The 14,238-nt window shown below is 44.3% G+C and carries 13 protein-coding genes; 5 read left to right on the top strand and 8 right to left on the bottom strand.

Annotation, left to right across the window (positions count from 1 at the left end):
* Window positions 1-212: 212 nt before the first annotated feature.
* Window positions 213-449, bottom strand: coding sequence for a DUF3237 family protein (locus ABLT31_RS22805; protein ID WP_367756022.1), 237 nt, complete (start codon window positions 447-449; stop codon window positions 213-215).
* A gap of 49 nt (window positions 450-498) precedes the next feature.
* Here ABLT31_RS22805 and ABLT31_RS22810 point away from each other — a divergent pair, with 49 nt between their 5' ends.
* The 5 genes from ABLT31_RS22810 (at window position 499) to ABLT31_RS22830 (ending at window position 5,508) form a co-directional block, all read left to right on the top strand.
* Window positions 499-933, top strand: coding sequence for a substrate-binding domain-containing protein (locus ABLT31_RS22810; RefSeq protein WP_367756024.1), 435 nt, complete (start codon window positions 499-501; stop codon window positions 931-933).
* A 229-nt stretch (window positions 934-1,162) separates the two neighbouring features.
* Window positions 1,163-1,747, top strand: coding sequence for a Uma2 family endonuclease (locus ABLT31_RS22815; protein WP_367756026.1), 585 nt, complete (start codon window positions 1,163-1,165; stop codon window positions 1,745-1,747).
* Between the two features lie 587 nt (window positions 1,748-2,334).
* The gene (locus tag ABLT31_RS22820) at window positions 2,335-3,177 is read left to right on the top strand and encodes an aldo/keto reductase (protein ID WP_367756028.1); all 843 of its coding nucleotides are present in this window, start codon (window positions 2,335-2,337) and stop codon (window positions 3,175-3,177) included.
* Between the two features lie 444 nt (window positions 3,178-3,621).
* A complete protein-coding gene (locus ABLT31_RS22825; protein WP_367756030.1) occupies window positions 3,622-4,404 on the top strand; it encodes an SDR family NAD(P)-dependent oxidoreductase in 783 nt (260 codons plus the stop codon).
* A gap of 282 nt (window positions 4,405-4,686) precedes the next feature.
* Window positions 4,687-5,508: an ATP-grasp fold amidoligase family protein gene (locus ABLT31_RS22830; RefSeq protein ID WP_367756032.1), complete on the top strand. Its 822-nt coding sequence runs from the start codon at window positions 4,687-4,689 to the stop codon at window positions 5,506-5,508.
* 48 nt (window positions 5,509-5,556) lie between these two features.
* Here ABLT31_RS22830 and hpaD read toward each other — a convergent pair whose 3' ends face one another.
* The 7 genes from hpaD to ABLT31_RS22865 form a co-directional block, all read right to left on the bottom strand.
* The gene (gene hpaD / locus ABLT31_RS22835) at window positions 5,557-6,537 is read right to left on the bottom strand and encodes a 3,4-dihydroxyphenylacetate 2,3-dioxygenase (protein ID WP_367756034.1); all 981 of its coding nucleotides are present in this window, start codon (window positions 6,535-6,537) and stop codon (window positions 5,557-5,559) included.
* A 22-nt stretch (window positions 6,538-6,559) separates the two neighbouring features.
* Window positions 6,560-8,014 (bottom strand): 4-hydroxyphenylacetate 3-monooxygenase, oxygenase component, encoded by a 1,455-nt coding sequence (gene hpaB / locus ABLT31_RS22840; RefSeq protein ID WP_367756036.1) that lies wholly within the window; start codon window positions 8,012-8,014, stop codon window positions 6,560-6,562.
* A gap of 24 nt (window positions 8,015-8,038) precedes the next feature.
* Window positions 8,039-9,520, bottom strand: coding sequence for a 5-carboxymethyl-2-hydroxymuconate semialdehyde dehydrogenase (gene hpaE / locus ABLT31_RS22845; protein WP_367756038.1), 1,482 nt, complete (start codon window positions 9,518-9,520; stop codon window positions 8,039-8,041).
* Window positions 9,521-9,548: 28 nt separating this feature from the next.
* Window positions 9,549-10,034 carry a DUF1572 family protein gene (locus ABLT31_RS22850; RefSeq protein WP_367756040.1) on the bottom strand — a complete coding sequence of 162 codons (486 nt, stop codon included), beginning with the start codon at window positions 10,032-10,034 and terminating at the stop codon, window positions 9,549-9,551.
* A gap of 866 nt (window positions 10,035-10,900) precedes the next feature.
* Window positions 10,901-11,554: a transcriptional regulator gene (locus ABLT31_RS22855; RefSeq protein ID WP_367756042.1), complete on the bottom strand. Its 654-nt coding sequence runs from the start codon at window positions 11,552-11,554 to the stop codon at window positions 10,901-10,903.
* 235 nt (window positions 11,555-11,789) lie between these two features.
* A complete protein-coding gene (locus ABLT31_RS22860; protein ID WP_367756044.1) occupies window positions 11,790-12,761 on the bottom strand; it encodes a carbohydrate kinase family protein in 972 nt (323 codons plus the stop codon).
* 22 nt (window positions 12,762-12,783) lie between these two features.
* Window positions 12,784-14,238: a glycoside hydrolase family 32 protein gene (locus tag ABLT31_RS22865; RefSeq protein WP_367756046.1), complete on the bottom strand. Its 1,455-nt coding sequence runs from the start codon at window positions 14,236-14,238 to the stop codon at window positions 12,784-12,786.

Raw genomic sequence — 14,238 nt, forward strand, 5'->3', positions numbered from 1 at the left:
TAGTGAATGTTTTCCAGAAATCGCTGTTTTGTGTTTCTCGTTGACTTCTCAACAGCGAAATCTAATTTATCATGTTTAAATTCTAAATGCAATAGGTTGTTATTTCCAATCCTAAATAACAAAAGCAAAGTATATCCTAAATTGTATTTCAAGAAATCATGCACTCGAACAAGGGATCCCTCAAAAAAGAAGGATATTTGAGGCTACGGACTCTATTTCACTAGATAAGCATCATAAATGACGCCGCGGTCGGTCTTTGATATAACACAAGCAAACGCCACAACATGGTTCAACCAAGAATACTTCTCAGATGAAGTCTCAAAAAACAGATGTTGTTTAAAGTAATAGGAAGAAGGATCTACCGGTAGACCGGCCTTTCTTTCCTCCATAACCTCCGGGCTCTGCTGGACATAGCCTTTTAGTATAAAGGCTAATAATTGCACCGTCATCCGTTTGCAACAAATATCGGGTGTCTATTCCCTTTGTTGTTTCCTGATAATGATTCCCCGTGTTCCAGTCTGCTCCGACAGGCAGAACCGTTCCTTAATCCTGGGTCCTTCGAACTGTCCGCCTGACCTGAATGAACTTCCGGATTTACCTCGAATCAAGCATAAAATGGATCCCACTTCCCAAAAAATAGACGATCAGTGGTGGCAGGTGCGATTTTCACGTCCCCCTTTGATATTCATGGAAGTAGATCGGCCAGAAACATGCAAAGAAATGGTTATGCAAGGATTGGGTTATTGCATATTGCCAAGATACATGATAAAAAAAGAGGAATTAAGCGAGGATCTTTTTGTCCTTCCGTTAACCCAAATGGACGGCAAACCCTTCATGCGAAACCTTTGGGCCTTGTATCGCGAAGAAGACACCAATCTTACCATGGTCAAGGCGTTCGTCGATTTTCTAAAACAGCATTACAACTTAAATTAGGAACCGATATTATTAAAAAATGTTATTCTTTATTGGTCTGAATGGGGCGGGCAAAATCACCCTGCTCAAAATGATTAACGGATATTATGGCCTGATGCCGGGAACGGTGCATCCATAGAAGTTTTAGGAAAAAAGTTTGGAAGCGTTGATCCCCAGGGAGCTTCGGAAATCTTTCGGTCGGGTGAGTGTCTCTCTGGTCCCCAGGCAAGAAAAAGGGCGGTGAAATGAAGTGAATAAAAAACCAATAAATGAGCAATCAGGACCGTATACCCTTCAACAGTTCTTGAAATTCTTGAATACAACCCACGACCGTTACGAGCTGCATGAGGGATATCCCATACTTTTGACACCCGCCTCTCCTCGACATGAAGAAGTCGTGTTGAATTTAGGATCAGAAATTAGACGTTTCTTAAAAGGCGGACCTTGTCGCATTTTTGGAAGCAATCTAGCTGTTTACCTTCCATTCAATCCAGACACACCTCAATACTATTTGCCTGATATATCTGTGATCTGCGACTCCTCCAAACTAAAACAGGATGGATGTTACGGAGCTCCAGACCTCGTTGTGGAAGTTCTTTCACCCAACACGGCCCGAAATGATAGGCTTTCCAAATACCACTGGTATGAAAGATCAGGGGTTCGAGAGTATTGGATTGTCGACTCTAACGACTGTTGCATTGAAAAGTACGTCTTAACCGCTGGGGAATTTGTACGTGAAGATGTTTACGACTCAGATCATGATTTAGTTTCCACCATCTTTCCTGAGATCAACATTCATCTTCACGATATATTCTTTTCACTTGAAACAGATTAAAGGATTGCCTTAGAAATAACGGGCAGTCCTTTTTCTTGTTGTTTATTCGTTTCACTCCGTACAAAGGTGTTTCGGAGAAGATAACCGGGGTTTCTCCGTCTATTTTCACAAAAAAATCACCCATATATAAAAATAGTCGGACTTTCTCCTGTTAGCCGACACCCACCTTTCTATTCATCGACAGTCTCACATAGTCAGCTAAGGACCTTGTTGAAATTCGCCTTTCTGACCTATCGAGTCCTTCATTGGACATCCCTCTTACCCTTACAGCGTATATTCTTCCAGCGCAGATTTCGCAAACAGGTCTTCGATTTTCTTCTCCGAGGACAACTGATACAAATTTAGTAGTGAAATGTGGTGAAGCTGAACGTTAAATGATAGACTTTCTAACTACCATTGGCATGAAATTTCGGAGTTCGAGAGTATGAATTATAGACTCAAACCACTGGTGCATTGAGAATGGAGCCTTTTTGATATGGGCAGTAATGGGATCAAACTTCGCGTATCCTACCTCATCCATGTGAGCGTATAGATTCGTATTCATAATTATGGTAATCTTAACACATTACAGAAAGGAGAGATTTATCATGGCCAAATCAATTCCAGGGATCTCACTTCATGATGGGCTTACGTTGCCAGTTATCGGGCTGGGTACATATAAATTGAAGGGAAACGAAGGGGTACATGCGATACAGACTGCGATAAATTTAGGGTATCGACTCATTGATTCTGCTTATAACTATGAGAACGAAGGGACTGTGGGTGAAGCAGTTAGACGCAGTTCTGTTCCCCGAGAGGAATTAAGAATTACGTCCAAATTGCCGGGGCGTTATCATGCTTATGATGATGCTGTTACGACCATTCAGGAATCTTTATATCGTGCAAATCTAGATTATTATGATTTGTATCTCATCCATTGGCCCAATCCTAAACAGGATCAATATGTGGAAGCTTGGCAAGCCTTAATAGACGCTAAAAAATGGGGCCTTATTCGTTCGATAGGGGTTTGCAATTTCTTACCAGAACATATCGAGCGTTTAGTAAGCGAAACGGGTGTTAAGCCAAGCATCAACCAAATTGAATTGCATCCATTTTTCAATCAGGCACCGCAAAGAAAATGGCATGAAGAGAATAACATTGTGACGGAATCCTGGAGTCCGCTATTCCGTGGAAATGAACTCTTCCTAAATGACACGCTGCAACAAATTGCCGAACAGCATAACAAGTCGATTTCACAAGTGATCTTGCGTTGGCATTATCAAATCGGGGCCATTTCCATTCCCAAATCCTCATCACCTGCACGACAGCTAGAAAATATTTCTATTTTCGACTTCTCCCTGGATGAAACAGAAATGAACCTTATTTCCGGTTTAACTCGCCCTGACGGCAGAATTAAAAATCAAGATCCTGCTACTTATGAGGAATTTTAATTCATTGGTATACCAAGCTCATTTTTTGGAATGTGTCAGATAAGGTGTGTGGTGTAAGAGAGTGAGTTTCCATAGTTGGAGCTTTTTTGAACATGAGGGGAGGTCACCAAAACCTAGATCTCCATGTTCAGGAGCTCCTTTTATTTTAGGTATGATTTCTGGTCTGTAGACGACTTTCTTATTCGGATCTTCATTAAGTAATAATCTGTCAGCTTCCTTTCATGATCACACACCTTAAAAATTACATGGGCTCTCCCCGGTCTTACATCACATGACAAAGCGCCCCAAATCGAATTTCCTTTATTTTCAATTTTCTTGTTGTAAAATAAAGTTAGAAAAACCTTTTAAAACTGTGTATAGGCATAATCTGCCACCGTTTATGCACTTAAGGAACATACAAAGTCAATATTAGCCTTTGAGGCAGGAAAGGAGCATTTAAAGACTATGAATTTGGGGTTGAAAGGAAAAGTTGCCCTAATTACAGGGGCAAGTAAAGGTATCGGATTGGAAACTGCTCTGCATTTAGCTTATGAAGGAGCCAAAGTTGCCATTTGTGCAAGAAATGGAGAACACCTTAAGGCTGCTGGAACACTTATATTTGAAAAAACAGGAACTGAAGTGTTACATATCAAAGCTGATGTGACTCTAGAAGAGGATTGCAAGCGAATAGTATCCAAGACGGTCGAACACTTTGGAAGCTTAGACATTGTAATAAATAATGCTGGCACCTCTTCAGCCCATCCATTTGAACATGTGGGAACTGAACTTTGGCATCATGATCTCGATTTGAAGCTATTTGGAGCTATCCATTGTACACGCTATGCCATTCCTTATATGCGACAAGCTGGCGGAGGGGCAATCGTTAACGTGACTGCTGCTAATGCCAAAACTCCAACTGCTTCATCTTTGCCTACCACCGTCAGTCGAGCAGCGGGTATGGCTCTTACCAAAGCAATGAGTAAAGATCTTGGTCCGGACAATATTCGCGTTAACGCCGTATGCATCGGGAAAATTCGGAGTGATCAAATAGAAAGAAAGTGGAAACGGGAAGCACCTGACCTTACATGGGAACAATATGCAAGAGACCCCATCCACCAAATTCCTCTTGGACGTATTGGAAATGCTGATGAGGCCGCTAAAGTCATTACATTTCTCGTTTCAGATGCTGCCTCTTATGTAACGGGTACAGCGGTTAACATTGATGGCGGGAGGTCGGGTGTTCTTTAAAAGATTCACATGGGAGGGAGAATCACTAAGTGCAAATGGAGCAGCTTGCAATTTATGAAAGAAAATATTAGGGATAGATTCTATCTCCCTATTTATCTATCTCTATTTACGATGTTAGAGGAAAGCATGCAATGGTAGTATTTATTGACAGCAATATTCGCTAGTCTTATCCCCCAGAAAATTATGCTTCGAGAGTAAGTCCATACCAAATATAAACATACTGCATATCATAGTTATTGGATTTATACGTATTCCACTAACTATGAAAGGGGGTACATGAACATGGATGACGAAATCAGCTTTATAAAAAAGCGCTTTAAGCGTCTTCTTGGTTATAAACCGAACTTGGAAAATCCCCAAACCTTTCAAGAGAAACTTCAATGGATTAAACTCTATGGAAATCTAGAAAGGTTCGCAAAATATACCGACAAGTATGAGGTCCGCAAATTCATAAAAAGGAGAATTGGAGAAAAGTATCTCATTCCTCTTTTTGGCGTTTATAAAAAGGTGGATGACATTGAGTTCAATTCACTTCCTCAATCTTTTATTATGAAAGCCACACACGGCTGCGGTTGGAATATTATTGTTAAAGACAAATCAAAGATCGATTGGAACGACGCGACGGAAAAAATGAGAAACTGGGTCAATTCCAATTACTATCAACTGACTGGACAGAGAAACTATAAACCACTTAAGGGACGTGTGATAATTGAAAAATTACTCCAAGATCCGTCCGGTGATTTGAAAGATTACAAGTTTCATTGTTTTCATGGGAATCCCCTATATGTAGTCGTACATGGTGGCAGATATACTGACCGCAGAAGTGATGTGTATGATATGAATTGGCATAAGCTCCCCTTCAAATTCGCCAAGAAGAAAAATTTTTCCAGATCAGTCGAGAAACCAAAACGTTTCCATGAGATGGTTGCCATCGCCCGTAAACTTGCCAAAGACTTTGCCTATGTTCGCGTAGATCTATATTATACGAATGACCGAATTTATTTTGGTGAATTGACATTTGTACCTACTAACGGCTATACCCGCGCCCCGCTGGAATACGGGAAATTGTTTGGTTCATTGCTAGATTTGAATAAATATGTGTAGTACTAAACTGAAAAAGGGTACCAGCAGTACCCCTCGAAATTGCTCCCCTCAATTGTTCAGTAATTTTGGTTCAGCGATTTCCATCATTTTTCCAGTTATTATGTGCTGAACCGGCATAGCCTCGGTTTTCCAGCTTAACGGCGGATCAGCCCCCCAAAGCGTGGAGCGCTGAGGATCGTTTAGATGCCATTTGATCGGCTCCCAATCCGGATCATTGGTGAAATAATCACCCGTGTACAGTTCCATGCGGTGTCCGTCCGGGTCTCGAAGGTAAACAAAAAAGGCATTCGACGTTCCATGCCGCCCGGGGGGCCGCTCGATGGACTTGTAGTAATCTTTAAAAGAAGCCAGGTAATCGCATGCATCCAAGATAGATTTTGCATCATCCACCCAGAAACCTGCGTGATGGAATCGGGGCCCCCGATCATGAATCAGGGCAAGGTCGTGGACGCTTGGTTTGCGGTGCAGCCATGTCGCCCATAATCTCTCTTTTCCTTCGGATCCGGTTACGGTATATTCGGAGCACCTGAATTCCAGTTGATTCATGTACCAATCGCTAATCATGCTGACATCACGGACGAGGCAATTGACATGGTCAATCCGTTTCACCTTAGCTCCGTAATGTTTGTCAAACCTCTGAATCATTCGCTCCGCTTTCTCCATTTCACAGAAAAATTCGATCGGCATGCCTGCAGGATCTTGAACGCGAATGGCCCGCCCTTGGCCTTTTTCCTCATTCTTTCCTATCCAGCGCATAGGCAATTGCTGCTCCTTAAAAAAGAAAGCCAGCTTATCCAGTTCCTCTTCTGAACCGACCCGGTAGGAGAGATGATTGAGACTTGGCACATCTGACTTCGTCAGGACGATACAATGATGATTGGCGTCCTCCAGTGCCCTTAAGTAAATGTGAGTGGAGTCGGACTCCGTTTCAATAAAGCCTAAGCCGTTCACATAAAAATCGCGCGAGCTGCCAAGGTCCGTCACATTCAGCTCAACATGAGCCAAACGGATGATCTCAAATTTGGGCATACATACACCCCCTCTCCTTTATTTATTCTGAACCATTTAAAAATTCCTTCACCCGATCTACATATTCCTGTTTATCGTAGCTATTGTAGAGTGTACTTGCCATTCGCACCGGGTCGCCGAAGAAAAAGCGCTCATACAGGGTCTGGCGCGATCCGAAGGCACTGAGGCAAACATCCCAGGCCAAACGGAACAGCTTGACGCGGTCATACGCCTCGGCATTGGAAGCCTGGAGGTATTGATTCAAATCCTCACGCAATCCGGATTTAAAGTCCGCTTCCGTTGGGATGGCCATCAAGCCGCTGGCGCCTAGCAACTGCATGATCTCCGTCAAGCGCGGATAGATTCGCGGATAGTAATTGCGTGCGGCATTCAGCGGCGGAAAATCGGGAGCCATGATGCCCCACTTATCGATCCTAGCATTCGCTTCAGCAGCCACGATGAACGCTTTCATGGTTTCAAGCGCGATGATGACCTCCGCCATTTTTTCCTGTACGTGCTGGAACTGCCCGATATTGATAGTTTCTACCATCAGCTGCAGAATCCCAAGAATGAATTCTGTTTTGGCCACGTTTTTGCAAGCCACCTGATGCGCCATATGGACAACGGCGTTGCTTTCTGCAAAAGCGCGATTGCACAACTCGACATGACCAAGGGCAAACACGCGATTCCAAGGAACGGTTACATCATCAAAGACTACGATCGCATCCATTTCTTCAAAGCGTGAACCCAGCGGGTGATCAAACTGCGATTTGCCATAGTCAAATGACTCCCGGCAGATAAATTTCAAGCCGGGCATATTATTCGGAATCGCGAAAGCATAAGCGTAAGGATTTTCTTCATCCGATTGCTTCAGTAAGGTAGACGGAAATACCAGGATTTCATCGGTAATCCCGCCCTGCGTGGCGAGCAGTCGAGCCCCGCGAATGACAACCCCATCGTCATTTTTTTCCACCATGCGGGCCGCAATATAGGAATCCGGCAGTTGGGCCGCATGAAGGGCACGGTTTACTTGGGGCTGTATCAAGGTATGGGTTAACGATAAGTCATGTTCACGGCAATACTCGTAATAATTCCTCATATTTTCTGCAAACATTGGGTTCCGGCTGCCGAACATTTCCGCTGCCGATCCATAAGCCATCACGGCGGAATTAATATAATCTGGAGACCGGCCCATCATCCCCCCATTATATCTCGCCCATTGTTGAATCATCCTACGCCGCTTCTCTAGATCCTCTTTCGTTCTTGGCTGCAAAAAGGAGGTTCCTACAGGTACCCCTGTAGTCGGAGAAGGATAGGTCATGAAATCCGCTTTATCCTTTTCAAACTGCATATCGTATAAATCCGCTTGGCTTTTCATGACTCCCTTAAAAGCCGGATGCTCAGAGATTTTTCCCGTTACCCTCTTTCCATCAATCCAGACATTCGATTTCGCGTGATCAACACGTTCAATATATTGTTTCCCCGTCTTGGCTGGCACTCTTTTCCCTCTCCTTTATGATCGTTATTTGCCGAATTTCGGGATGTGATGATCACTAATGGAAACATGGATAACCTGTTTTTCCGTATAGAATTCGAAGCTGTAGTGACCGCCTTCGCGACCGATGCCGCTGGATTTGGAACCGCCAAACGGAATTCGCAAATCTCTTACATTTTGAGAGTTGACCCATACCATCCCGCTTTCGATGGATTGCGCAAGGCGGTGACCGCGCTTCATATCTCCTGTCCAGACATAAGCCGCCAGCCCATATTTGACCTCATTGGCCTTTTGGATGACTTCTTCCTCCGTTTTAAATGGAATGACGGCCATCACGGGGCCAAAAATCTCCTCCTGAGCGACCCTCATGGCGTTTGTGCAATTCAAGAGAAGAGTAGGTGCCACGTAATTTCCATTGCTTAAATCTGCAGGAACGCTTCCGCAGACCACTTCCGCACCTTCACTTTTAGCGATTTCAATATAGCTCATCACGTTTTCCCAGTGTTTTCGATGGATTAACGGCCCTACCTCTGTTGCTTCATCCATTGGATCACCAACTACAATATTGGCGACACGTTTTTTCAAAGCTTCGACAAAAGGCACATGAATCGGCTCTTCAACAAATAACCGGGAATTTGCCGTACAGCGTTCCCCATTGAAGGAGAAAACTCCCCAAATCACAGCATCCAACGCCCGCTCCAGATCGGCATCGGCGAAAACAATCGCAGGGGATTTCCCGCCAAGCTCCATGGAGAATCTCTTAAGCGAATCCGCACCATTTTTCATAATTTCCGTACCGGTTTGGGTTTCCCCGGTAAAGGAAATCAATTGAACCTCCGGATGGGCCACCAAGGACGCACCGGCCGTTTCCCCATACCCGTGAACTACGTTAAATACACCATGCGGCAACCCTGCTTCATGAATGATTTCAGCAAGCTTAAAAGCGGTTAAGGGCGACCATTCCGCCGGTTTTAAGACGCATGTATTCCCTGTGGCTATGGCGGGAGCCACTTTCCATGTCTCCAGCATAAAAGGTGCATTCCAAGGTGTAATCAAGCCCGCAACGCCTACTGGCTTATGGATGGTATAATTGATAAAAGACCGGTCAACCTGGTAGGCTTCACCGACAAGACGGCTTTTTACCATTTCCGCATAGAAACGAAAGTTTTCCGCTGCCCGTTCTGCCAGTTTTCTCGTTTGGCTGATCGGCAGCCCTGTATCCAGGGATTCCAGGCAGGATAATTCTTCCCCATGTTTCTCGATTAAGTCTGCAATTCTTAGGATATATTTCAATCGTTCATCAACGCCCATCGATCGCCACGGACCATGGTCAAAGGCATGCCTGGCTGCAGCTACAGCCAAATCGATATCTTCCTTGAACCCTTCGGCCACTTCATTAATCCGTTCGTTATTGAAAGGATTCACATTGGGGAAACATTTGCCGGCCATCCCCTCCACGAACCGGCCATTTATATAATGAAGAGTCTTTTTAACCATGATCTTGCCCATCGTTCTCCTCCCGGCCATGAGAGTGGGGTTAAATTAGTGTTTTCCATGGATCTGATTTACATTGTTTGGCAATATAAACAATCTGTCCAATATGGTAGGAATAGTGGTATACCTGTCTTTGGATCGCCTTGACTACACTATGAGGCTGATTCTTTATATAAACCGTTTTTAATAAATCATTTCCAGTAAGAGCATGTATTGCACCAAATACAGCTTTCCAACCCCTATCCCACATCAACAGCAACTCTTCTCTAGTGATTATGCTATCTAAAAACTCATGATCTTTGTTCCTGTCCGGCTTTTCCCCATCCGTATGTAAAAAGTCAGTCCATCTGGAAATCATGTTGCCATGTAAATGTTTAATAATGATGGCAATGCTATTAGAACGCTCATTGGGTTTCCAAAATAAATCAGAATCCTCTACTTGTTCTATAGCCTTTTCTCCTGATAACTTGATAATGTTTAAATTATTTATGACTACATTCAAATACTCATTAGCTATATTTTTATCCATGAGTACCCCACCTTTCCAACAGTTCACTATATTATGGTTATGTTAGAGCGGGAAGAATCATTATTAAAAAACCAGTGAAATTTTGAATGAACCTGTCCTTCATGACCTCCACTCTTTGGGAACGGGTACCGATGCCGACAATCTCTTTCGTTTATATTCGGGAATCTAACACCATTTCTATTTCGTACTTGCCAATCTCAAGCTTATAAGTAGCGGTTTCGATCTTTTTAATGACGGACTGCTTATACGCAGGCAAACTACGCCCACCACATTTGTAAAAGAGTGCGTAGACATGGCGGTCAAAGTGGGAGCATCACGGTCATTGTCGTGCCATCTCCCGTGGGGAAGACCCAGCCAGATACCGCCCGGAAAGAGGAATGGCGTCTCGCCGTGGTAAGCTTAAAGGAAGCGTTGTTCAACTTTTCACGTAAAGTACTACCAATTAGTTGCTTTTCAATGTCTCACGGCTAAGATCATTGAATCTGCCAGACTAACTTACGGCTGAGGTCTTTTCTCCAAATAAAAGAGCACTGCCAAATAATAGACAGTACTTTATCGTGTCTTAAAGTAGATTATGTGAACTGGATGTTGGAGTGAAAGAGTAACTAAAGTGAGATGAGGAGATTTAAATAAAGGGTGAAATGGGAGCTTGGTCTATATTTTAGATGTATTATTGAAGATGTTTACGGACATGGCTTCCGCTATCGGAATCATGAGGAGGAACTTCTACGCTCAAACGGACATGGGTTCCTTTATTTTAAGGAATGGGGCACCTTTTACATGCGTTTCTATTAAATAGAGGATTAGATGTCCTTTAACAACTTCAACATGGATGTTTGAGGGGAAATAAGGGATCAGGTGTCCGCCTAGAAATGGAGCCTATAGGTTCGCGCGCGCTGATTTCCGCTTGCAACGCTGAAAATTTCTAAATTAACGAGATGATGCAAAATCCGCCTGGCGTGACGGTCACTTATCTTTAGATGAGCAGCAATTTCATGAGGGGTAATCGGACGAAGCAAGCGACGGGCATATCGTACGGTCTCTGCTTCAATCCAAGTAAGACGGGGAGGGGTTTGTGTTGAGGTGAATTTACCAATAAAAGCAAGCACAAGCTGTTGACATTGTTTAGGTTCATCTTTAATTGATAGATAAGCAATGGGTAATAAAATCCACCCATCGAGGGATAATAAAGCATGCCGCCAGCACAAATCTTTAAATCTCCTAACATCAAGATCTCTCGCATGGGATCTGTATCCCTGAATTTCTATACATCCTTTCGCATCATCCCCAAGTCTGTAGGCAAGGTCAAGGTAACGGTATCCATTATTGAAATCACGCACCTCCCATTCAGGGTACAAATGATCGAAATTTCCCACAGCGGGAAACCAAATGGAACGAAGGAATTCTAGCGTACCATGGCCTAGGCCCTTTTCTAGGATCTCGCGTCTTCTATGGTTCTTCTCTTCGGCAATTTGCTCGTGAATCCATTCTTCATATTTTTGCTCAAATCTTTGCGTCATTCATACTCTTTCCCTTCCTGCTGGCTGTTTTAAATAAAAAGCCGCTTCAATACATCAGGATGAGTGTTTCGAAGCGGTGTTCATCCTTAGTATAGATCGAACTTGTCATCGCATCAATAATATTCATGGAATACTTTGTCACCAATCATGAACGTAGGGACAGCCCGAATTTTTTATAGTTATTCCAAACAGAAAAGCGGCTGAAAACAGCCGCCCTTCCTTTTTTCCATTCCATTTAATATTCACCATAATTGACTGCCAGCTCATAATCCGGCAGCGACGTTATGGCCCCCATTTTCGTGCAAACCAGCGCAGCCACTTTATTTGCAAAAAAGGTCATGTCCTTTATTTTCTCAAAATCCTGGACAGCTTCCAGAGGATGTCCTAACTGGCTTAACTGGAACAAGATGGCTCCAACAAAAGAATCCCCCGCACCTGTGGAATCAATCGCTTGAACCGGAATACTGGGTACGATCGCAGCCTGATCCCCATTGGATACATAAGTCCCCTCTTTGCCAAGCGTTACGCAAATCCATTTAGCCCCATATTGATGAAGAATTCTCACTCCATCCTCCAGGCTTTCCGTACCGGTAAGCAGCTGCAGCTCCTCCATGCTTACTTTGACCAGATCAGAGAAGGCTAGCGCCTTTAAGGCCAATTCCCTAAATTTCTCTGTTTGCCCCTTCCAAAGCAGCTCCCTATAGTTCGGATCAAAGGAGATGAATCGATGATGTTCTTTCGCTCGTTTCATCACTTGAAAATACGCATCTTGTGAAGGGCCTTCCAGCATCGCGGTAGCGGATCCGAAATGGATCATTTTCGACTGCATCATCCTGGGGAGATCCAACTCATCCAAGGCCAATAAGCCGTCAGCGCCCCTATGGAAAGTAAAGTCCCTTTCCCCATCAGCCTGCAGGGAAACGAAAGCCAATGTCGTCCGCGAATGAGGATCCAGAATAAGCATCGAGGTATCGACCTTAGCCTCCTCCAGCGTTCTCTTCAAGAAGTGTCCAAAAGAGTCGTCTCCCACCTTTCCGGCAAAAATGGCATGTCCGCCCAATTTGGAAATCGCTGCTGAAACGTTCGCCGGCGCTCCGCCCGCTTGTTTTGCAAAGTGAGCGCCGTCTGCTAAATCCACCTCAATATCCGTACAATAAAAATCAATAAGCACTTCCCCCATGCATACTACTGTGCAGGTATTCTTCATGCCTTCCACTCCTTTGCTGCTCTCATCCATGAAAAGCACCATAAGTCACTTGCTTGAATGCTGTACTGCCTTGCCCGTAAATGGATAGATCGCTTCCTTTATCCCGATCATAGGCGGCAAAGCTGACTACCTTCTCCCCCGAGTTAATGAACAGCTCGATGGAATGAAGGTCGATGAAAAATTCCAGCGTCCATTCTTCTTTTCTAGAATCGAAGCAATCCGTAATGATGATCGAATCCTGGCTGCCGTAGTCAGAGGTCAGGGAAATCCGGCTGCCTTCCGCATCGACTTCAACACGTGTAGATTTTGCTTCGTTTTTGTGAAGTTCCACCGTAAAGCGTTTCGTCCTCGAAGGGGATAGACTCAGGCGCAGATACCCTGTTTGTTCCCCTTGTATCTCCATTCTTTCATCCGGCCGCAATTCCATTTGTTCATGATGGATAGACGGAGTGAAATGGCTGCCCATTTCAATGGCTGGCTGTTGAATTAACGCATGATTCTTTATGGCCAATCGTCTTGGCAGGGACATCATCCCATTAAATCCATAGTCTTTCGGCGGCGCTGTTTGATGCCATCGGTGCATCCACCCGATGAGCAGTCTTTCGCCGTTTTGCCCTTCGGTGGATTGCGGGGCATAAAAGGTATGGCCGTAATCAAGAAGGCCGCTGCTTTCCGGCTTGAAGACTCCTCTTTCATAATCCATCTCCCCTAGGACATACGCGGTCTTATGGTTGACGTCCCCCTGAAACTCCGGATCGCAAGGCATAACGGAGTAGACGAGCACATCCTTATGGCCCAGGCGGAACAAATCCGGGCATTCCAACAGCGTATTTTCTTCAAATCTGCTTTGATAGATGGAAGCATGGAAGGTCCAGTCCAGCAGATTGCCAGACTTAAACATCAGGATTTCTCCGCGCCTCTGTTCATTTCTCACCGATAGCACGCAGTAATAGACACCATTCACTTCCATTACTTTGGGGTCTCTGAAATCACAAATCAAATACCCTTCCGGCAATTCTTTCTCCCCGATGACCGGATTCTTTTCAACCTTTTCAAATCGGATTCCATCCTCGGAAAAAGCCAGACATTGGCGTTCGATGACTTGCGCCTCATCCCGGTCAAATCCCAGGTTCGGATCAATGTGCCCGGTATACATCAGGAAAAGTTTACCGTCCTTTTCAATGGCACTCCCGGAAAAGCACCCATTGGCATCATACACTTTATCATTGGCCAGCGCGACGGGCTGGTATTGCCAGTGGACAAAATCATGAGTCGTGGCATGGCCCCAATGCATATCGTTCCAGTCCACATCATAAGGGTAATATTGATAAAACAAATGGTATGTTCCCCGATAAAAGCAAAACCCGTTGGGGTCATTCATCCACCCGATTTCAGGGGTGAAGTGAAAATAAGGCCGATTCGTTACCTTTTCTTTATTTAGTCGGATATATTCATTGGCTTTCTCTAATTTATTCAT

Source organism: Ammoniphilus soli, from assembly GCF_040813775.1.